Genomic DNA, 21,193 nt, shown 5'->3' on the forward strand with positions numbered 1-21,193 from the left:
AACACTCTGATTATCGCTACTTCCGCTTCGGGGGCCACGCGGTGGACCTCCCGATACTGTAGTAGATGAAGCCGTTGGCCGCCATTCTCTCCGGCTCGAGGATAGACCTCGCGTCGAAGATGACTGGGCTCCGCATCGCGGAGTGAATCTCCTCCCAGTCCTGAATGACGAACTCCTCCCAGTCGGTGAGAATCGCCAGATAGTCGGCACCGCGAACAGCTTCGATGGCCGTAGCGCAAGTCTTGAACCTATCGGTCTGGAATCCGGTGTAGAACCGAACTTCGGGGTCATAGGCATTGATGCACGCACCCATGCGCAGCATCTGACCGATACAGTCGATTGCCGGCGACTCCCGCGTATCGTTCGTGTCCTTCTTGAAGGCCAGACCCCATGCGGCAATCCGTTTGCCGGCGAATTCGGTCTCTTTAGCTGGGTTGTGCTCCTCCATGAGCTCGACCAGATGCTTCCTCTGTCTGTCGTTGGTCTTGATCGCCGTCTCGGCGAGGAACGACGTGAGCCCCAAGCGTCCGGCCATTGCGGCATACCCCTTGGTATCCTTCGGGAAGCAGCTGCCGCCGTAGCCGGGGCCGGGGTGAAGGAACTTGTCGCCGATGCGCGGGTCCGCCCCCATCATCTTCAAAACTTGACGGGCATCCATGCCGAGTTTCTCGCAGATCAGCGCGGCTTCGTTAGCCATACTGATCTTGACCGGCAGAAACACGTTTGCCATCTGCTTGCAGAGGATAGCCTCCTCCGGCTGGCAAACGTAGTACGGACGACCTCCGTTGCGATGCCGCTCGTAGAGCGCGTCGAGTAATCGGAGCGCCGGTCCCTGCTCGCGGACACCCACAACGATTCTCGAAGGCATCTCGCAGTCGGCCACAGCAGTCCCTTCGGCCAGAAACTCCGGATTCGAGGCGAAGTCAACCCTGCTCAACTTCCCTCGCTTCATCTTCTCGATTTCAGCGAATCTGTCGGCGGGGATGGTGCTCTTGATTACGACCGGATACTCTCGCTTGCCGGCCGCCTTCATCACGCCCTTGACCACGGTCTGCACCATGTGCAGGTCTGTGTCTCCGTCTTCCATCGCGGGAGTCGGCACACAGACGAACGCGCCATCGGTCGACTCAACCGCCGCGCGCAAATCCGTGGTGAAGTCGAGCCTGCCGGCCGCAAGCATCCTCTTGAAGAGAGGCTCGAGACCTTTCTCGAAGAAGGGGCACTTGCCTTCGCGCAGGCCGTTCAGCTTCACTGCATCGACATCCACGAAGGTGATCTTGCAACCCTCCTTGGCGAAGATCACTCCCTGAATGAATCCGACCCAGCCTGCACCAAACATCGCCAATTTCATCGCTACCTCCGGGCTAAGCCCATTATTAACAAAAATCAAAATGCTCTCGAAGAGAGCGTATCAATGATTACAACTACAGGAATAAACCCAAAGTGTCAACCGGATTTATTTCTCGGCGGCATAGTGATAGGCCGAGGTGGCAGCGACAGCGCCGAGTGCGGCGGCGGTGATGTCTTGCTTAAAATGGCCAAAGAGGTTAACGGTGTCGCCGGCGGCGAAGAAGCCTGGGATGTTCGTTGTCATGAGCGCGTCAGATACGACGTATCCGGTAGAGTCCAACTCTACCCCAAGTGACACGGCTAATGCCGAGTTCGGCCGTGCGCCGATCTCGATGAATAGACCGTCAAGCACGAACTCGTTACTGCCGTTGTACGGTTTGCTCAAAATTATTTTTTCTAAATGATCTTTGCCGACAATTTCTTTAACCTCCGTACTATACAAAATTTCTATATTCGGTCTGGCTTTTACCTGCTCGACAGTTGCCGGTTCCGCACGAACCTTATCACTGCGTACAAGTATTACTATCTTCTTGCAATATTCCGCGGCAAGCAGGGCGCCTTTGAAGGCCGCGTCCCCCGCGCCCACAACCGCCACCACTTTATCGCCATAAAGTGGTGCATCGCAAGTGAAGCAATAGTGCACGCCTTTATTGGTAAGCTCCGTCTCGTTCGGTAAATTTAGATGTCCGCGCTCGGTACCAACGGCGAAGATAATTGTTTTCGTTGCGAACGTCTTCTCGCCCACTGCGACTTCAAAACTGTTGTCTTGTTTCAAAATTTTCGTGGCTTTCCCTGAAATTATCTCCACTCCGCCATCCTTAGCCTGCTTCTCCATCACCTTCATCAGCTCATAACCGTCGATACCAATAACTCCAGGATAATTCCAAATTACGCCCGCGCGCGCTGTCTCGCCGCCAAAGTCGCCCTTTACGATTAGAGTCTTCAGTTTATATCGTACTGCGTAGAGCCCGGCCGAGAGGCCCGCTGCTCCGGAACCAATAATAATAGTGTCGTAAATCATAGTAATTAGGAGGTTAAACCTTGGGCATCCAGAAGGTTTAACCTTCTAATTAATTCCCAACAATCCTTTTATCTTTTCTTCGTCAAAGCCGATGGTAATCGTACCATCAATATCAATGACCGGCACTCCCGATTGCCCGCCGACTTTAGTCATCATCTCTTGCCGCGCCGCCATATCAGCTTGCACGTTCTTGTCGGTGAAAGGAATATTGTGCTCGGTAAACATATCCTTAGCCATGTGGCAGTACCCGCAAGTCGGTGTCGAATAAATTATGACTTTATGTGATGTTGTACTCATGCGACTCATATTAAATTATAAATTTATGGATTCTTACCTGCCTTCACGTCTGCAATATATTGCTCGCCCTTCGTTTTGAAGTCTGGAATATTTTTTATCATATCTTGAAGAGTGGCGATAGCGAGATCGCGTTTGCCCGCCTTAAGATAGACGGCGAAGAGCAGGCGGCCAGGCTCCTCATTTTTAGGATAGAGCGCGTAAGAAGCTTTGAGAATTTCAATTGCCTTATCTAGCTGATTATTTTGCGCATACAGAGTGCCAAGATTATCTATCATCGCCTGCTTGCCGGAGGTGAGGCTTACCGCTTTCTCGAGTTGCGGGATAGCCAGCTCGAGGTGGCCGACTTGCGCATAGAACATTCCGAGGAATAATCGATAACGCGCATCGTTCGGTGTCGCATCAACCTGTGCCCGCATCTGCTTCAAAGCAAGTTCAAGGAATGCCTGTCGAGTCTTCTCATCAACTTGCTGATTCGCCCCGGTTTGGAGCGAGAGGGTCAGCAACTGTTCTCGTGCTTCGGTATTGGCTAAAGTGTTCAGCTCAAAAACTTTATTGAATGAAGCAATCTGCCGCTCTGCCGCCAATTCTCGCGATTCCGTACAAGCCAACTTGCCGTCTGCTTGCGCAACTATTTTATCTTTAGCACAAGGACTGATAGCGTCAATAAGAGTCGCGCCAGCGGTGTAAGGCTTGATCGTCACAACATATATCAACGGAAACATCGCAATAAATAAAATAGTTGCTACCACATAACGAAGAGTAAGATTTCTTTCATCAGAGCTTGCACTTCCGAGGTTCGACCTCTGGGAGTCCGAGGTCGAACCTCTGTGATGTTCCGCATCAAAAGTCGCAAGATAAGCGAGCAAAGTAAAGAAAAGTACAGAAGAAAGTAAATTATCGAATACAAAGAAGTTGTGAATGAAGTAGGCAGCAAGTAATCCGGTTAATACTGCGCGATCGGACACATCGCCTTCTTTACGCTTCCAGATCACAATAAGTGCAACAACAAACAGCGACAAGTAAGCAAGTAAACCGAGAATCCCCGCAGCCGATAGCCAATCGAAAAATACATTATGCGCACGATCGAACCATTGCTCCTGGTCGAAGAGCGACGACTTATAATACTTGTTAAATACGAGATTAAAGTTATCGAGGCCCCATCCAAGTATCGGATGCTCCGCAACTCCTTCAACCGCCATACTCCAGATCGTGGTGCGCGACCGAACCGTTTGGTCACTAAGGGATACGCTCATGATACGACTGAGCGCATCGTTTGACTTAACGAACACGCTGTCTCTGGCTATGTACAATCCGCCCCACACGAAAACAAGCAATACGAGGCTGCCGATTGTTGTCTTGCGCCAGGTACCGCCCTTTTGGATTGCGATAATCACCACCGAAAGAATAATCCCGATAATCGTACCGTAGAAAGCACCTCGCGTTTGCGTGTAGAAAAGAATAATGAACTCAAACAACGCAATTATCCCGTAACACCAGCGCTGCCAGACAACACCTTGCGCCTTAGTCCATAAGTACAGACAAATAAATATATGAATTAGCAGATAGACGGCCATGTATGCCGCGTTACCGAACGTGCCATCAACGCGCGGGCCACTCTGTGAACTGATGAGCGCAGAGTTACCGAGTTGTGCGAAGCCGTAAAAGGTCATCCCAATCGATGCGAGGAGTGTTGTGTGCAGCACAATGCTCCACTGCGTGCGACGCTTCTCTCCCTCCACCGCGCTCATGAGAGAGATGAGCATGATGAAGTAGGTGAATAGGTGCAGATAGGATACCAAACCTTCCATGCGCTCGAAATTAGACCAGAAACTGCGGAGCGGATTGACGCTAAAAATCGTCGAGAGAGATAGGATTACAATGAAAGCCAGCGTGGCAGAGAGTAACTGCGATTTCTTCGGCCAATAATTCTTATCACGCGCAACGAGCAGTATCCACAAGGCAAAACAGATCTCTATGGCAAAACGAAAGAAAAATCCCTTGCCTGCAATATAAGGGAAAAATAAATTAGAAGATATGATAAATGGAGTCACCAACAGTGCGAACAAAAGCCCGCCGAAAATCGTATTGCGCAAATAGGTGTTGAGGTTCATGGGAAAACTATATCACACGGCTTATAAATACCAAAATACCTCTCTGTATAATTGAGATTCATCAATCTACTATGCTATAGTACCGACTATGTACGAGAAGAAAATTGTCACGCTCGAAACGTTGCTCGACAGGCGGTGCTTATTACAGCAGGCACAGAAGAAGGTTGTGTTTACTAACGGCTGTTTTGATATTCTGCATGTGGGGCATAGCCGGTATCTGCAAGCCGCACGTGACTTGGGCGACATGTTGATTGTTGGTGTCAACACCGACCAGTCTGTCCGAAAGCTCAAGGGTCCGACGCGCCCGATAAATCTCGAGCGCGATCGAGCGGAAGTTCTGGCCTCACTCGGTTGCGTCGACTATGTTGTCCTGTTTGACGAACACACACCAGAAGCACTGATTAGCAAGCTACAACCGGACATCCACGTTAAGGGCGGCGACTATACCGAGGAACGCCTTCCCGAAGCAAAAATTGTGCGAGAATATGGTGGTTCGGTTGTTATTATACCTCTTACCCCAGATCGATCAACGACACGAACGCTCGAGAAAATACACTCTTGCAAAAACAGGGCCAATTAGTGTTGTTCGAGGTACTTACGCCTCATTCTCAGCTTTCTTTGTATTGACTCAAACAGCGACTGTATAATGCTAACTCTTACGGGCACAAAGTTATTTGGTGAAGAAAATTCAATGGAGGACGAATGGCGAGGCTTGACCATAAACAAATTGGGATAACTGGTGACCACCGCACGGCCATCAAACGACACAAACATATTCACCACAAAGTCTGGCTTAAAAATCTCTTCTAACCGAGGGGCCTCCATATGCAGTTTACCAAACTCGGTGTTTATAACAAAAAATAAATTTGTTGGCGTGATCGCGACTAACGCGTAGCCCTTCTGCTTTGCCAAGTCGCACAACGCACGGGCGGACGCTCCGAAACTTTCACCCTCTGCTTGGACTAAAGACATGGCCGCGGGCACGGTCGGATTATACTCAATAACCAATACCCGTGGCAGATACTTTTCTATAGACTGGAACAGATAATAGTCGTCGCCATCAATATCAATAGACATCAGGTCTATCTTTTTGTCTCTGATTTTTATCTCGAGAATACTATCAATAGAATCTTTACCGAACTTTCTTACAAAAGCGCAATACGGGATTACTTTCGTAAACTGCTGTACAATTTTTTCCAACCCTTTAACTTTTTTTGAGTCCCCTTCAACAAGCACGGCAGACCAACCTTCGTTGTGCCACAGGTTCCAGGTGTTGCTTAAATGCTTCCCGTCCCAGGCGCCAATCTCCACGCATAATTTATTGCCAATGCCAATACGCCGAAAAATCTCTTGAATGATTCCATCTTCCCCCCATTGCGAGGTGACTTTCTTTTTGTATTGTTCGAGACTCATAGGTTACGTTAATCTTTTTCCTACTAGATACCACTGACCTTTGGCATGTGTAATTGGGTATTCTGTCCAAATATAGGCACCAAGTTTTTTCTTAAACTCATCAAAGTATTCTCGATTTTTTATCCCACCAAATTGCTCTTGATATGCGACGAGTATGTATTCCGGGTGACCAATGACTTTCATAAAAGTGTCTCTGACCTCGAGCGGCGCCTCACTCAAAGACCACAGCGCAATCAGTAGCCCCAGATCTTTTTGCGCCGTGCTGGTCAACTCAGTCTCTGAAGAAACCAGCTCAATCCGATTATCTTTAAGAAGTTTATTGACCCCCAGATAAAATCCCTGGAGCGCGGAAAATTCTGGCAGGTCATAAAGCACATATCGGTTGGTGTACCCCATTCGATAGAGTATTCTGCAGGTGTTGCCGTACCCACCCCCGAATTCAATGATAGAATTGCATCTCGCCAGATTAAAATCTGTGCGGTCTAACAGTTGTGACAGATTATATAGGTGGTGCACGGTGTTCCCGCTGGTCCATGGATACCAAGGATAGTGTGGTGGGTTACCGACTGGAGACTCCGACAGCGCGTGCTTATATACATTCAACCAGTTTTGATTTTTTTGTAACTCATGCAACTCACATACGCTACTGGAGCAAAACATCGTCCGCTGTATGACCGGCCAAGAAATAAACTTGGACGGGTCATCTCCGATATGGATGTGGTATCGAAGCTCGGCAAGATTTTTTTGCCATTTCTCGTTGGCTGAACCGGCTTCTTTCTCCCGCGCAGAATTTATCTGCACAATTTCCATTTTTAGTTTTTCACCTGCGTTTCTAACTTCTTCTTGTATATCTGCGACAGAGCGGAACGCAACCCCCGGAAAAATACCGCAGAAGCCGTTGAATACCGACTGTACTAGTTTGCGTAGCATAGGTAGAGACTCAATATAGCATATTTGTATATCCTATGATAATCTTTTGGCCATATGAGTTCCGCACTTGTTACAGGCTCCGCAGGACTGGTTGGTTCAGAATCTGTCCGATTTTTAGTCGATAAAGGTTTTGACGTGGTCGGGATCGACAACAATATGCGCCAGTACTTTTTTGGTGCCGGCGCAAGTACGGCAAAAAATAACGACCGGCTCAAAGAAGCATTCAAGAAAAAGTACGTGCATCATAACATCGATATCAGAGATAATGAAGCAGTAGCAAAGATTTTCAAAAAACATAAATTCTCTCTTGTTATTCACACCGCGGCACAACCATCGCACGACTGGGCGGCCAAAGAGCCGTTCACCGACTTTAGTGTCAATGCAACCGGCACGCTGGTACTTTTAGAAAATTATAGAAAATACTGTCCCGTAGCAACTTTTATCTTCACCTCAACAAACAAGGTTTATGGTGACACACCCAACTACCTACCGCTTGTCGAAAAGAGGTTGCGCTATGAGATTAACTCAAAACACAAATTCAAAAACGGCATTGATGAGACGATGAGCATTGACCAAACCAAACATAGCCTATTCGGTGCATCAAAGGCTGCCGCAGATTTACTGGTCCAAGAATATGGCAGATACTTTGGTCTACATACGGGAATTTTCCGTGGCGGCTGTATTACCGGCCCGGCACACAGCGCGGCACAACTCCACGGCTTCCTCGCCTATCTGGTTGCCTGCGTTGCGACTGGCAAACCATATATAATATTCGGCTATAAGGGTAAACAGGTGCGTGATAACGTTCACGCCTACGATTTGGTGAATATGTTTTGGCAGTATCATCATAATCCGAAATGCGGCGAGGTGTACAATGCCGGCGGTGCGCGTCATTCAAACGTCTCAATGCTTGAGGCAATCGATAAAGCAGAAAGAATCTTGAAGAAAAAGTTATCGTACACGTACGTCGACACACCACGTATAGGCGACCATCAATGGTATATTTCTGACGTATCAAAGTTCGAAAAAGACTTCCCGAAGTGGAAGTTCACCTACGACATTGACGCGATTATGCGAGAGCTGTGCAACGTCTATATATCCTAGACAGAGAGGTACCAATATAGGGCAACTCAAATATTTGTCTGCGTAGATATGCCGCATATGGCTCAACCGGACGAATCGTGAGATCAAGTCGTATCCCCTCTCTTTCACACAGCTTTACTGCGTCGTAATACCAACGTCCCCGCTTGATGGCCGTTGCGAAGTATGGCAGTGGTGAATCGTGTTGCATCACCGAAAGTAATTTTTTGCTGTATTGAGCTGTTTTTTTACTGCCCTCAAACTCAAATTTCCAGGGAGTGATGTCTGCCGTAAGTAAATCCAGAAAAGTCTTTTTATCCCAGATGCACGTCTGTAGCGAAATGCTATAGTCACTTCCCCTTATGAGTTCACCCAGTCTCATTTCTTGGTCAATTATTTTCTTTGGCGCCGGTGACGGATGCAACTTTATATATACTGCATTGAGTAATCGAAAGTTTTTTACGAGCAGCTCGATACGTGTTGTATCGACAGGCGCCATTAGAAAGTAGTCCTCCTGCATATAGATAAAAAGATCTCCAGGGACAGAACGCACCGCAGCACCGATGCGCTTGCCCCACTCTGCCGGTACGTCACCGTATTGCTCTGAGGTAATTGTATGCACGCGCGAATCGGGATAGACTTTCTTACTCGAGATAAGATAGAGCGGATAGGGGCAATCGGGCCAGTACTTGAAAAACAAGGTAAAAAAAGCCTCCCACGCGTCACTATAGCCATCCGAGGAGGCAATAATAATTGCACAGGGATAATCTGTTGTAACCATAAAAAGAAACTATACCACAGCAATGCGAGTTATGGTATAGTACGTAAAATGAAACCTGCTGTTATACGGGCGCTTCGCTGGATCGAGAGGTTTACAAAGACCGATATGGTTTTTCTGACGAAGAACGCCATCTGGCCAGTTATCGGACAAGTGGTAGCATCCGGTACTGCGCTTGTGCTTGCAATAGCTTTTTCACGCTTCATTTCCAAGGAAACCTATGGCACGTATAAATTCTTAATCTCTTATCCTTCACTCTTCGGATTCTTACTGTTGCCCGGGATGGCAACCGCACTCCAGAGGTCTATCGCACGGGGGTTTGACGGAGATTTTGCGCGGGCAGTACGGAGTAAACTGCGTTGGTGTGTCTTGTATATTTTCGTGGGGTTTGTTATCGCCGGTTATTACCTCATACAGGGAAACACGGTCTTCGCGGTCGGTATCGCTCTCGTATTTATCTTTTCTGGTTTCAGCGATCTGTACGGACTCTACGGAGCAATATTTTCCGGACGAGCGCTTATTAAGGATGGCACGATGCGATATATTCTTGGTCAGTCATTTTATTTTTTTTCGGTGCTCGTAATCATGTACACGACGCACAATCTGCTCCTCATCATCGTAGCCGCATTTGTGCCGTGGTTCTTGGTAAATTATTTTTTTTATCGGGAAGTCACACATAATGAGCTTCATAATACGAATACTGATCCCGATATGCTTCTGTACGGCAAACACCTCTCCTTTATTGCGATTCTCTCTTCCTTTGTCGCCAATCTGGACAACCTACTCGTTTTCCATTACCTGGGTGCCGTGGATTTGGCTATCTATTCCTATGCACAAGCAATTCCTGAACAGATCAAAGGTCCGTTAGGCAGTATCGACGTCCTGCTATTCTCAAAATTTGCCAAGCGCAAGGAATCAGATGTGAAAAATAATATGCTGCATAAATTTCTGGTGCTCGGTATCTGCTTCACCGGAATCACGGTCATCTATTGGTTCCTTGCACCTTATTTTTACACAATACTGTTTCCTCAATATGTAGACGCCATCTGGTACTCTCGCGTCTTCGCTCTTTCTCTTGTTTCATTGAGTTTTATTCCCGCAAGTATTTTTTTGTCCGCCCATGGAAAAATACGCGAGCAATACTATGTGAGTCTCGCCACGTCTGTGGCGCAATTGGTGACCATGTTTGTCTTTATCGTGCACTGGGGGCTTATCGGGCTCATTGTATCAAGAGTCATTGTACGATTCTTTGGTGGTGGGTTAAATACCTATTTTGCCTTACGCATGTAAGCGTTTTTTTTCGATTTTGGCAATCAGTATATCTACTGCCTCTACAACCATTTGGACACTAATGCTGTCGATCTGGCGACGAGCTTCGACGTGATCATAGACCGTGGCATTCATCGTCCAAATTTGCGGCTCTCCGTCTTTCGCGGGAACGACGAGATGATACTCGCCCCGTGGTGCCATTTCGTGCACATCGATCGCTCCCGTAATATCGATGGTGGGAACCCCCGAGGCTTCGGCGATAAAAATAGGGCCGGTATCGACGCTTACCGTTAGATCCATTAAACTGACCAGCGCCTTAACTTCATCGACCGACGTCCCCAGCGTATCGGTAACGCAATCAGAATGGCGCATGTGCGCGATCATTTCATCATTTTCTTTTCGGTTAAGCTCGCTACCAATACTGAAGATATGCGCGTTATACTGTTCGACGAGGTAATCAGCTACTTGGGAAAACTTTTTCGGTTCCCACTGTTTGACCGTATTGCCCGCGCCAGACATTATGCCGATTCGCAGGGCATACTGACGACGGGGACTTGAAACTATCTCTTTTGCTTTCCGCTCGGCAGTCGGAGTCCAATAGATGTATTTTTTTGTATCTTCGGTATAGATACCTATCGGCTCGAGCAGGCGTAAATATTCTCGGGGAACGTACTGGCGCATATGATGGTCTTTCGGAATGACAAAATTACGGATTATTTTATAGGGTCGCGTTTCATATGGGCTCCATCCATCACGAATCACTGGGGCAACAATAGTTTTTATTCCCGCAAGGTAGAGCGCGGCAAGCGAGTGAAAATTAACGACAGTAACGCAGCCAAAATCGTAGGTGTTATTTTTCAGCTTTTCGATTATGTGCGGTACATCTTCCCAAACAATATATTCGTCTACATCAGGGTTGCCTTCCAGCACTCTTCGATTGATTGCATTTCCAATAACGGTGAGTCGGCAACGGGGGTATGATCTTTTTACCGCCCGGAACATCGCCGTTGTCACAATCATGTCTCCGAATTGTCCGCGCTGAATGATGATGCCAGATCGAGGGTCCGTCAAGTGACCATTCGCCTTCCCCCTAAATAGATAGTGCAAAAAACACCGAGCAATCAATCTCGAGTTCTCAAAAATTACCTGCAAACGTTTCATGTTCTTGGAAGATTAGTCGGGTAGCCAATTACTTGTGATTATACAGGGTCGATGATATCATTAATCTCATTACAAAAAAAGGGTTAAACACACATCATGATACAGGAGTATTTGGAAGAATCAATTGCTGTTCAAAAGGCCGCACTTGGAAATCAAGAATTTGTCACAAGTGTCGAAATGGCCGGGAAACAGCTCCGAGAATCCTTGGCGGCAGGAAAGCGTATATATATTGCAGGAAACGGCGGTGGGGCGGCTGAGGCACAGCATTTATCCGCAGAACTTCTCGGAAAATACAAATCAATGCGACGAGCTTTCCCTGCCGTGGCACTCACGACTGATACTTCCCTATTAACCGCTTGGGCAAACGACACAAGCTTTGATTATATCTTCTCAAGGCAGCTTGAAGGGTTGGGGCAAACCGGGGATATTTTTATGATCCTTTCAGCGGGAGGAAATTCACCAAACTTGGTTGAGGCGCTCAAGACCGCAAACAAACTTGGTATGGTTTCAATTTGTCTTCTTGGTAAAGGAGGGGGACGAGCAAAAGAAATATGTACCATCCCTGTTGTAGTCCCTTCAGAGGTGACCGCCCATATTCAAGAAGTTCACCTAATGCTCGTACATTTTTTCGCCGGACTCTTCGAGGAATAAATTCTGAGTGTTGCCTACTCATGCGTATGCCTGAAACCACTTTTTTGCCCAAGGCAATACTTTGGGATATCGAGGGAATATTCGTTGACACCGAAACACTGCATTTTGAGGCATGGCAATGGCTCATGGAACACGAACAGGTCTCCCCACTTGACGTACAGGAATACCGACCGTGTATCGGTCGAGGCTCGTCGGAAAATATACAGACAATAGCCGAGATACGAAACATACGAGGAGACCTTGACAACCTCCGATGGCTTCGCAGACAAAAATTTGAAGAATTACGTCACTGTGGAATTCCCGTAATTTCAGAAAACGTAAGGCTGCTTAGAGATTTTGTATCGACGTTTCCTCTGGTTCGACACATTGCAGTGTCTTCCGCGACTCGTTCGGACATAGAAGAAAATTTGAAGATCGCGGGTATCAACCAGTTCTTTGAGTTAACCGTTTCGTATCAGGATAAACAAGGAATGCGCAGAAAGCCGGCTCCAGATATGTACCGCTATGCCTTGGAACGTGCACGACTTGACCCGAGGGATTGTCTGGCGTTTGAAGACACTCATAGTGGGGTAATAGCGGCGAGCAATGCGAGAATCATCGTGATTGCGCTGCCAACTCACCTCACCGAAGGACAGGATTTTTCTGTGGCAAATTTTGTGGTGCCGGCGGGCGGGGAAAAAAGCGCCTCAGGGATATTGCACGCCTTACGCAAACATGCTTACGAAGAAAAATAAAAAAAGACCGTTGCAGATTCACATCGATGGTGCAAAGCGTGCAGGTAAGACCACGCTTGGTAAGGGGTTGCGAATAGAACTTACCAAGCGTGGCATGCGCGCCGTACTTATTGATATGGACGAGGTTCGAACAAAGATCTTCGGCAAAAAAACAGGCCTCCCAGATTCCAAAGAAAGTCTTCACTATCGGGATATTGTAGCTCGCATCATCTGCGCACTTATTGTCCCCTTAATTCTATCGGCGGGGGGAGTCCCGATCGTCGTCATGGACCATCGCCGCAAACAGATGTTCCTAGATATTCTGAAAGTCTCAAATGAGCTTGAAACCTCCTTAAAATTCATTGTTCTTCAATCTCCTTCCCTGGAAGAAGTCACGCGGAGGGCGCACCGTAAAAAAGAGGATGATTTTTCAGACATGACGGACTTCTCGGAACCAAAGATTTTGCGTAGCTTTCTAAACAGTGTCGCACGCGTCCAACACACATATCGGGACACAGCACATCACAAACTTCTCCAAATATCCCAATCTACGCCCGAAGACATGGTCGCGCGCGCACTGCAGTTCATACTTAACTGACACACCCTAGCCCAGCGACTCAAGAGACTTCCTGCTGTCGTTAAGAAACTGTAAGACCGTTTCTTTTGTCCGAGCGCTCTGCAATAACTTCGCAATAACTTCGGGAGGGATCGTGAGGATATGCGCCCCGGCTCGCGACCAATACTCGACATTTTCCGGGCTCCTCACCGACCCCACGATTATTTCTATATCCTTGTACTGATGAAAATCAAGCCAATTTCTTACATCGCGTATAACCTCAAACGCTCTTTCGACACCCTGTTCCTCGGAAATTCTCCCCGCAAAAAGGCTGATGAAGCTTGGCCCCCTCGTCGTGGCCCTGCTCATATGCCCAGAAGCAATCGCCTTGGCTGCCAAAATTGTTTGATTAAAGGTTGTCATCGCGGTTACATTCACGACAATACCCTCAGCCACAAGCGTTTTAATCACAGGTAGCAATGAGGTGCCGTTTCGATCGGTAATCGTAACTTTTACCGCTATGTTTTTTGCCAGGCGCGCAAATTCTCTTGCCTGTTTCAATATTTCCTTTGGAACATCGGTTGTAACTTCAACACTGTAGGACATCGGTGCGATGAGCTTCGCAATCTCAATCGCCCTCTGCTTCATTCCCTTCTCTCCGCCGGTAACACCGGCCTTCAAAAAAATTGTCGGGTTGGTCGTTACCCCGTCACAAACACCCCACGATACATATTTTTCAATTTCTGCGATGTCTGCTGAGTCAATGAATATTTTCATGGAACTTATATTATTTACACTATCGTAAGTAAAGCTTTTTTCTTAGGGGGGGTCGTGCCTGGAATCGTTGTAGAAAGTGCCGCCCAGATATTCGCCACCTCAAGAGTGTCTTTTGGATTATTTCGGTCACCCAGACAGACGGCTGCGAGGAAGGCGTCTCCGGCACCGACAGGATCAACGGCATCCACCCGACGTGGGGCGGTTTTTATAAACGTATCGCTGATTAGAGCAATCGATCCATTTTCGCCCAGTTTTACAATTACATTTTGTAAGTGCAGCTTCTGTTGTATGCGCTTGATAGACTTCTCGGGTTCGAGCGGGTTAAACGAGGGATACACTGCTTTGGCTTCGTTCTCGTTCAGTAGCATAGTATGAGCACCCGCATACAAGTGGTGATTGCTTTTGCGGTGCGCTATTTGAGCGTCAATATAGAGCGGTTTTTGAAATTTTTTACTCAAGTCAAGGAGTTTTTTAATCAATTTTCGGGTAAGCAGCCCGTGTTGCGGGTCCATAATCACCACGACATCTACTTTATCGACAAGAGACTCTACCTGTGCAATAATTTTGTTCTCAAGTTTTCCGTCAATAGTGTGGTTATCGGCGCTATTTAAATGCAGTAGCCGCTTGCCGTCAACAAACAATCTCTTTTTTACGGTTGTACGACGACTCTTGTCAGTGAAGAAAAACTTATGCAATCTCTTGTGGCGCAGGGAATTATAGAGTTTTGCATCACCGTCTGCGCCCACAATAGAAACAAAATAGAGAATTCCTCCCAATTCAAGAATGTTATTTGCAACCAAACCGTTACCTCCAAACGCGACGGAGGTATGAACCTCTTCAATCCGGGGAACAGAAACACCGAGAGCTTGGCCGGCTGATTTGCCCTGAATATACACATCCAAAATCACATCGCCGACGAGTAGAACCTTTTTTTGAGCAAATGATTGTATAATGTTTACGTTCACGGCCAGGAAACTATCTGGGTGATATTACCATAGGAATTAGCGTGTTGCAAGGGCACGTCGATTCCTTTTCGAACATGCAGTTCTTACTTCGTGAATTCGAAAATACCCGCGGCACGCCAGCGATAGATCAGATACCTGTCTAGCAACCAACTCGTGCGTGAGACGAAGATGCCGATGTATTTCTTTGGTCCATGCCATTTTTGAACACCGCTCCGAAAGTCTTCCTTATAAAACTCGTCGACGGAGAAGCGGCGGCTAGCGAAGGACGCGCCGAACGAAAAATATTCCCCGAGTGTATAGATGTTCTCATTTTCACCGCGTGCCCGTTCTTTTCTACAGAAAAAAAGTTTCGTAAACTGCTTATATAGCGGAATATTTAGAACGACGGGATCGTTGATAAAAAGAACAATCCCGCCTCGTTTTAACGATCGATGTATTTCTCGGAATGCCTGGTGCGGATCATCAAAGTGGTGTACGGCAGCACGTATGTATATTTGGTCAAAAAATTCATTCGGGAAAGGTATTTTTTCAGCCGGAAAAGAGTGCGTATGCATTCCCGCGAGACTCGTATCAAAAAATTTGGCGGCTTTCACAATATTTCTGGTCAATAAGGGTTGAGAAAGCTCGCTCACATAATATTCGTGTTGCGGATACTTTTTTTTGCAAAATATGCTGAAATCCCCGGCCCCCGCGCCAATCTCAAGGATTCGTTCTAGGGAACACGCTAGATGTGCGTCAATCAATCTTTCATAGCGGGTGCGCTTGGAACTTCCTCGGGTATAGGTATTGCGAAAAAAAGTTTCGATATCGGCTTCTCCGCCATCGTGCCCAAAGACCGTCTGGGACATCCGAAAGCGCAGCTCCTTTTCAATAGCATTGTTCATGAATAGTATCTAGTGGTCGCTAAGGATGCTATCGTACGTCTGCAACGTTTCTTCCGCTGTTTTTTTCCAGCTAAATCGACCGGCATCTTGGCTGATGTTATTCTTAAGGTTTTGATACAGTGTCTGATCCAACAGCACGCGTTCAAGTGTCGCACTGATTTGACTCACGTTATGCGGGTCTACGAGTAGGCAAGAAGTTCCTGCAACCTCTGGCAAAGATGACGTGTTAGAGACGATTACCGGTGTTCCACACGCGATTGATTCGACCACCGGCAACCCGAAGCCCTCAAATAGAGAGGGAAACGTAGATATGTATGCACAGGAATACAGCTTGCGCATCTCTGCCTGTTTCATGCCTCCCAAAAACACGATGTGGTCATTCACTCGTAACTTTTTAATGAGCGCCTCGACCTTCTCTTTATATTCACGCTCGCGATATTGGCCGACAAACACAAGGGAGAAATTTTTACGAAGACTTGCTGGTAACCCTGCGTATGCTTCGATGAGTCCTAGTGTGTTCTTCCTTGGCTGAAGCTGTCCGACGCAAAGAATGAAATTTGTTAATCCATACACCCGCTCGACATGCACACGGTCGGCATCCGGATAAAAGTCCGAGTTGGCGGCTTCATAGATAACACTGATTTTTTCGGGTGCAAGATTGGTATATTGAACCAAATCTCGTTTTGTGAATTCGGATACCGCAATAAACTTACGGCAGTTTTTGATCATCGCAGCAAGTTTATTGTCGAGCAATGTTTGCGACCTCGCCTTTGCCCATGATGAATCGTGGTACGGAGCCAAATCGTGAATGGTTACCACTGTGGCGCAATGCAAATCGCGGTATTGTAACGGATTAGTAAAATGGAAAACATCGATATTCTGTTTTCGCACTGACCTTTGCTCAAGAAAACAGGAGACTCGATCACTGACGCCGATGAGCTCTTTTCTACCGAACGCGGAGAGTATCGCAGGCACGTAGACTACACGAGGAAATCTTTCGCGAGGCCTTCCCTGAAGCCAGTCGTGAACATAATCAAAAAAAATGAATTCTTCACCCGAGGCAACACGGGGCAGCCAACGGCATAATTCACGTGAGTACGTAGCATTACCACCGTGAGAAAGAGCACTGATATAGTCTATTCCGATTCTCATATTAAAAAATCGCTTTGGTATTTAACTGAATTAGAATCATCATTTTTCTACAATTATCCAAAGATAGTTACCTCTTCCAAAGAACTCGACTGCCGAAGCTAAAAGTGGCTGAAAAAGCATGTTCTTGATACTGCCCCCCCCGAATACTTAGGGCCAGTGGTTACGATGGATGCAGGAAATACGCAGGCTGTTTTTTGAAACTTTTTTGGTTTAACTACCCCGAGTCTTTCTAAAGAACCACGTATCGTTAGATTTTTTGGGTCAAAATCTCTTTTTCCCTTTTTTATGATTTTAAATCCTACCTTCTTAAGAATCATTTCGATGTTATTTGAATCAAAAAGATATACATGCTCAGAATATACTGGTTCGTGTTCATACTGAACCTTCTTAAGCAAATAGCTGCTCATATCTGGCGTTTCAATGACAAGTCTTGCCCCGGTTTTCATATATTTGAAAACGACCTCAAGGGCACGTATTGGTTCAGTTAAATGTTCAACAACGTGGAACATGGTGACAGTATTGATACAGTTTTGTTCTAGTATATGTCCACAATCTCCGATAGTTACTTGTCTAATATCTAAACTGTGTTTCTTCGCATATTCTTGAGCGATACTGCCTGGTTCTATACCAATCAAGTTTTTGTAGCCCATATCTCTTAATGTTTCAAGGAAGATGCCTTCGCCACATCCGATATCGCATAAGTTATCTAAGGTAACGTATCTTTTTATTGTTTCTATTCGGTCTACCGTATTAGAGATTCTAGAATTAGTCTTTCCCTTGCTTAACTGAGGATCTATGTTTTCATAATAATCTTCGCCCAACAACGAGTCGGCTATCCAAAATAGATTGCAACCTGAGCAACGTAGAAGTTGTATGTTATTTGCAATGAGGGGTTTCCCCTTAAGGTTGCACTGTATGCAAAAATTAGTATTTTTCATCTTATGGCTATTTAGAGATTTTTATTGTATCATACGGTTCATTATGTGGAAACACCTGGCCAAATACCTTTATGTATACCTGTTGGGATTGTCCATCGTTAACGTTTTGATTTTTGGTATTCCACACAATACTGTTTGGAATAATGGTCCAGCAAATTTGCAAAAGGATCAGTTGGGCTATCATCAATATGCAATAAACATCTCTTCAGGCAATGGTTACAACATCAGTGGAGAGGGTTTCAATAGTGTTCGAGAGCCGATCTATCCCGCTTTTCTTGCCTTAATCTATCTTCTCTTCGGCCAGGGAAATGGTCGCGCAATTATTATGGTTCAAACCGGCATTCTATCCATTATTGGATATATTGCCTACATCTTATTCTTACGGGCGGACGAGAAACATTTAGGGATCGTCATTGCACTGGGCATTGTTATGTTGCCCTACTATGGCTATTATGCAGCAGAATATATGACTGAGCTCTTCTTTGCTGGCATGCTTATTTTCTGTCTTTACTGTATGGTCCTATTTGTGGCCGAGCCGGGCTCGCGACGAAATCAGGTTGTGTGCGGTCTAGTATTTGCCCTGACAGCGCTTACCCGCGTACAGATGCTCTTTTTCCCTTTTTTCTTTTCCGTATTTTTCTTGATACTGTATCGTCGACACATCACCAAGGCACTGTGGCAGCTAGCGATGGTCTTACTATTTTTCTGTGTTCCGATTCTGTCTTGGACGCTAATCGTATATCAGCAAACCGGCCGTGTGGCGATAACAGAAGGAAGACAAGAGATTGCGATTCACGAGCGCGCAGTACGTTCAATGTTGAGTTATACGGAGATGCTCCAATATACAAAGGCTTGGTTGATACGTAGTGTCGAAGGGGGCACCGCATCCGTGATACTGGATACATACGACGTAAAAGGCCTTGTTGACAAAGAATATTTACAACGAGCAACCACGCGTCCACTAAAAGACCAGATCCGAAATACCGATCTTGCGACAATCCGGACACATATAGGTCACTATTTTTTTGGAAACGTGATAGAAGCGATGAAATTGGTCTACGTCGAACATGATTACTCCAGTTACATGAATCGATACTTCCGCGTTGCCGTGTACGTATTCATATACGGTCTATTCTTCCTAGGTTTGTATGGTTTTTACCAATACCGTCACCGCTACTCGCTCTTGATGTTTACGCTAGAATCCTTGACGCTTTTGATTATTGCCTACCACATTGTTATGCTGTCTCTCTTTGACGCGATACCGCGAATGAATACTCCCTTACACGCACTCTACCTGCTGGTTGGCGCTATTGGCTTGTGGCAGTGGGTACATTTTGCGCTGACTGAACAGAATACATGACGAATCTGCCCAGGGTCGCTTCGTATTTGAGGAATGGCAACCGCATATAAATCCGCAGATCTTGTTGCGTAGGGTCAACAACCAGATACGTTATCTGATACTTAGTAAGTTGCGCGTACAGGTCCCCGCTTTCAAACGCGGTATATTGTGCGATGATACTGTTTTTCACACCATCAAAATAGCGTTGGATATCAGCATCACTTCGAATCTTTCCGAGCCAGCCCGGAGCTCCGCAGCAAAATATATCTACCCAATCACGAAAGAACGTCGAGTATAGTGAGTGCATATTTATTTGCAAGTATTCAGGGAGATTGGAATGTTTTATTTTTCTCAGATGAAGATCGAGTAAGTAATTATACATAACTCTACTGTCGGGAACTCCTGAGAAAACGTCTATCGAATGGTATACATCGCACGGGGTTAGTGCGGTCACAAAACGATTAAGCTCGCTTTCAGGATTGCTCGCAACGTAGACGACGCAACCCCGATCATGTGGGCCAACTCGCGTGTTTAGCCACATAAACACCTTTCCATACGATTGCAGCTCTGCATAGGTATCCATACCGAAGGGTACGCTTGCGATGGTGCGATACACGAACGCGAGCGAGATGCCGATAACAACTACAATATACAACTTCCACAAGAAAGAAATTTTGGTTCGGATAAAATTTTCAACAAGCACCGTGAACACCACGAACATAAGGGGGACGGTGTATTGGGCAAAATGTGACGGCCAAATAGTAAATCCGGTTAGAAGTTGTTGTGTGTACACTAGCATAGAAGACCCGATCATCACAAATACAAAAACCCACCAAAGCGGGACTCTCTCGGAGGGTGTCGTTTTGCGGTACCACACAAACACAGCGCCTCCGATACACAAAATCAGTATGCAGAGCATATTAATGATTGGTAGATGCGTAGAAAAAAGCCCCTGCTTATACAAGCTGTTTGGAACAGTCGCATGTGTTGCGGTCATAAGCACCGCAATAACATACAAACTGTTTACCAAAGCGCCGATACATGATATCCCAATCAGTATATATACGGTTCCCCATTCTTTTTGGCTCATATACCAGGCAAAGTACAGGAGCGTAACAACGACTGCCAAGAAAAAAGAAAAGAAATACCCGGACATAACCCCAAGAACAAGCCCGCCGATGATAGCCGTACGCCGGCTTTTTCGAACGGTAGAGATTAGTGCAACAACGATGTTTAAAAATAAAAACAGGAATATGCCGCCTGTTATTGGATTAACCAACCTTCCCCATTGTGAGGCATAGTATTCGTGGACACCATTTTTTAGAAAAGCAAAGAAACTTGCATAATCGATTACATGATACGAGACAACAACAAACAGTGCACCAGCAATTGCGGACAGTTTTGCTCTGTTGCTTTTTATGACTGCCAATGCGTAGATTAACGTGTATACCAGAAGAAAAAGAATTGCCGGAAAAACAAATCTTGCAATCAGAATGATGCTTACTAATGATTGTCCGGTGAGGTAGTGCGGCACCACGTAAAACAAGAACTCTCCCGAAGGTGGCACAAAAGAAGCGATGTCTTTGTACTCGTGGAAAAATGCAGATCCTGCGGTAGGATGCCCGTCAATGATTTCTTGCATCCTCGTCATATACTCGCCTTCGGCGTCTGCAAGAAGGTAGGGCACAGAATGATAACCAGCTCCGAGCGCAGCCTGAGAAATGACTTGCGGGGCACCAAAGGTACTGCCGACGAGCAGCGCAATTATCATTACCCAATAATGGCGTACAAAAATCTGACGTAAACGG

At 46.3% G+C, this 21,193-nt stretch carries 21 protein-coding genes; 7 read left to right on the top strand and 14 right to left on the bottom strand.

Annotated features, from left to right (window positions below; all coding sequences use genetic code 11):
• Window positions 1-16: 16 nt before the first annotated feature.
• The 4 genes from WC764_01425 to WC764_01440 all read right to left on the bottom strand — a co-directional run bounded on the left by WC764_01425 (window position 17) and on the right by WC764_01440 (window position 4,779).
• Window positions 17-1,339 (bottom strand): UDP-glucose/GDP-mannose dehydrogenase family protein, encoded by a 1,323-nt coding sequence (locus WC764_01425; protein MFA6006368.1) that lies wholly within the window; start codon window positions 1,337-1,339, stop codon window positions 17-19.
• Between the two features lie 117 nt (window positions 1,340-1,456).
• Complete coding sequence (locus tag WC764_01430) at window positions 1,457-2,371, bottom strand: NAD(P)/FAD-dependent oxidoreductase (protein MFA6006369.1); 915 nt, start codon at window positions 2,369-2,371, stop codon at window positions 1,457-1,459.
• Between the two features lie 45 nt (window positions 2,372-2,416).
• Window positions 2,417-2,668 carry a glutaredoxin domain-containing protein gene (locus tag WC764_01435; protein ID MFA6006370.1) on the bottom strand — a complete coding sequence of 84 codons (252 nt, stop codon included), beginning with the start codon at window positions 2,666-2,668 and terminating at the stop codon, window positions 2,417-2,419.
• A 23-nt stretch (window positions 2,669-2,691) separates the two neighbouring features.
• Complete coding sequence (locus WC764_01440) at window positions 2,692-4,779, bottom strand: O-antigen ligase family protein (protein ID MFA6006371.1); 2,088 nt, start codon at window positions 4,777-4,779, stop codon at window positions 2,692-2,694.
• Between the two features lie 88 nt (window positions 4,780-4,867).
• On the opposite strand from WC764_01440, the gene rfaE2 reads away from it, so the two are divergent.
• Entirely contained in the window at window positions 4,868-5,359 is a 492-nt protein-coding gene (rfaE2, locus tag WC764_01445; protein MFA6006372.1) for a D-glycero-beta-D-manno-heptose 1-phosphate adenylyltransferase, read from the top strand.
• Here rfaE2 and WC764_01450 read toward each other — a convergent pair.
• Both WC764_01450 and WC764_01455 read right to left on the bottom strand, forming a co-directional pair.
• Complete coding sequence (locus tag WC764_01450; protein ID MFA6006373.1) at window positions 5,356-6,192, bottom strand: hypothetical protein; 837 nt, start codon at window positions 6,190-6,192, stop codon at window positions 5,356-5,358. The genes rfaE2 and WC764_01450 overlap by 4 nt on opposite strands.
• A 3-nt stretch (window positions 6,193-6,195) precedes the next feature.
• Window positions 6,196-7,122, bottom strand: coding sequence for a hypothetical protein (locus WC764_01455; protein ID MFA6006374.1), 927 nt, complete (start codon window positions 7,120-7,122; stop codon window positions 6,196-6,198).
• 54 nt (window positions 7,123-7,176) lie between these two features.
• Between WC764_01455 and WC764_01460 the strand changes: the two genes are divergently transcribed.
• The gene (locus WC764_01460; protein ID MFA6006375.1) at window positions 7,177-8,226 is read left to right on the top strand and encodes an NAD-dependent epimerase/dehydratase family protein; all 1,050 of its coding nucleotides are present in this window, start codon (window positions 7,177-7,179) and stop codon (window positions 8,224-8,226) included.
• Here the strand turns inward: WC764_01460 and WC764_01465 are convergent.
• The gene (locus tag WC764_01465; protein ID MFA6006376.1) at window positions 8,192-8,983 is read right to left on the bottom strand and encodes a hypothetical protein; all 792 of its coding nucleotides are present in this window, start codon (window positions 8,981-8,983) and stop codon (window positions 8,192-8,194) included. The genes WC764_01460 and WC764_01465 overlap by 35 nt on opposite strands.
• Before the next feature lie 48 nt (window positions 8,984-9,031).
• Here WC764_01465 and WC764_01470 point away from each other — a divergent pair, with 48 nt between their 5' ends.
• Window positions 9,032-10,270 carry an oligosaccharide flippase family protein gene (locus WC764_01470; GenBank protein MFA6006377.1) on the top strand — a complete coding sequence of 413 codons (1,239 nt, stop codon included), beginning with the start codon at window positions 9,032-9,034 and terminating at the stop codon, window positions 10,268-10,270.
• Here the strand turns inward: WC764_01470 and WC764_01475 are convergent.
• Window positions 10,259-11,269 carry a glycosyltransferase family 9 protein gene (locus WC764_01475; protein ID MFA6006378.1) on the bottom strand — a complete coding sequence of 337 codons (1,011 nt, stop codon included), beginning with the start codon at window positions 11,267-11,269 and terminating at the stop codon, window positions 10,259-10,261. The genes WC764_01470 and WC764_01475 overlap by 12 nt on opposite strands.
• Window positions 11,270-11,506: 237 nt before the next feature.
• Between WC764_01475 and WC764_01480 the strand changes: the two genes are divergently transcribed.
• From WC764_01480 to WC764_01490, 3 genes are read left to right on the top strand one after another with little or no spacing between them, the layout of a single operon-like run.
• On the top strand, window positions 11,507-12,061 hold the full coding sequence (locus tag WC764_01480; GenBank protein MFA6006379.1) for an SIS domain-containing protein: 555 nt from the start codon (window positions 11,507-11,509) through the stop codon (window positions 12,059-12,061).
• Window positions 12,062-12,087: 26 nt separating this feature from the next.
• A complete protein-coding gene (locus WC764_01485; protein MFA6006380.1) occupies window positions 12,088-12,795 on the top strand; it encodes an HAD family phosphatase in 708 nt (235 codons plus the stop codon).
• Window positions 12,776-13,372, top strand: a complete 597-nt coding sequence (locus WC764_01490) for a hypothetical protein (GenBank protein ID MFA6006381.1) — start codon at window positions 12,776-12,778, stop codon at window positions 13,370-13,372. The genes WC764_01485 and WC764_01490 overlap by 20 nt, the downstream gene beginning before the upstream one ends.
• 6 nt (window positions 13,373-13,378) lie before the next feature.
• Here WC764_01490 and WC764_01495 read toward each other — a convergent pair whose 3' ends face one another.
• The 5 genes from WC764_01495 to WC764_01515 form a co-directional block, all read right to left on the bottom strand.
• The gene (locus WC764_01495; protein ID MFA6006382.1) at window positions 13,379-14,107 is read right to left on the bottom strand and encodes a transaldolase family protein; all 729 of its coding nucleotides are present in this window, start codon (window positions 14,105-14,107) and stop codon (window positions 13,379-13,381) included.
• A 14-nt stretch (window positions 14,108-14,121) separates the two neighbouring features.
• The gene (locus WC764_01500) at window positions 14,122-15,072 is read right to left on the bottom strand and encodes a PfkB family carbohydrate kinase (GenBank protein ID MFA6006383.1); all 951 of its coding nucleotides are present in this window, start codon (window positions 15,070-15,072) and stop codon (window positions 14,122-14,124) included.
• 83 nt (window positions 15,073-15,155) lie between these two features.
• Window positions 15,156-15,956 carry a methyltransferase domain-containing protein gene (locus WC764_01505; GenBank protein ID MFA6006384.1) on the bottom strand — a complete coding sequence of 267 codons (801 nt, stop codon included), beginning with the start codon at window positions 15,954-15,956 and terminating at the stop codon, window positions 15,156-15,158.
• A 9-nt stretch (window positions 15,957-15,965) separates the two neighbouring features.
• On the bottom strand, window positions 15,966-17,108 hold the full coding sequence (locus WC764_01510) for a glycosyltransferase family 1 protein (GenBank protein MFA6006385.1): 1,143 nt from the start codon (window positions 17,106-17,108) through the stop codon (window positions 15,966-15,968).
• A 98-nt stretch (window positions 17,109-17,206) separates the two neighbouring features.
• The gene (locus WC764_01515; protein MFA6006386.1) at window positions 17,207-18,046 is read right to left on the bottom strand and encodes a class I SAM-dependent methyltransferase; all 840 of its coding nucleotides are present in this window, start codon (window positions 18,044-18,046) and stop codon (window positions 17,207-17,209) included.
• A 43-nt stretch (window positions 18,047-18,089) separates the two neighbouring features.
• Here WC764_01515 and WC764_01520 point away from each other — a divergent pair, with 43 nt between their 5' ends.
• Window positions 18,090-19,406, top strand: coding sequence for a glycosyltransferase family 39 protein (locus tag WC764_01520; GenBank protein MFA6006387.1), 1,317 nt, complete (start codon window positions 18,090-18,092; stop codon window positions 19,404-19,406).
• Here the strand turns inward: WC764_01520 and WC764_01525 are convergent.
• A complete protein-coding gene (locus WC764_01525) occupies window positions 19,354-21,156 on the bottom strand; it encodes a hypothetical protein (protein MFA6006388.1) in 1,803 nt (600 codons plus the stop codon). The two genes, WC764_01520 and WC764_01525, sit on opposite strands and share 53 nt — an antisense overlap.
• Window positions 21,157-21,193: the final 37 nt, after the last annotated feature.

It is taken from the genome of Candidatus Paceibacterota bacterium, from assembly GCA_041660505.1.
Lineage (GTDB): Bacteria > Patescibacteriota > Minisyncoccia > Phycocordibacterales > JACRKE01 > JBAZWG01.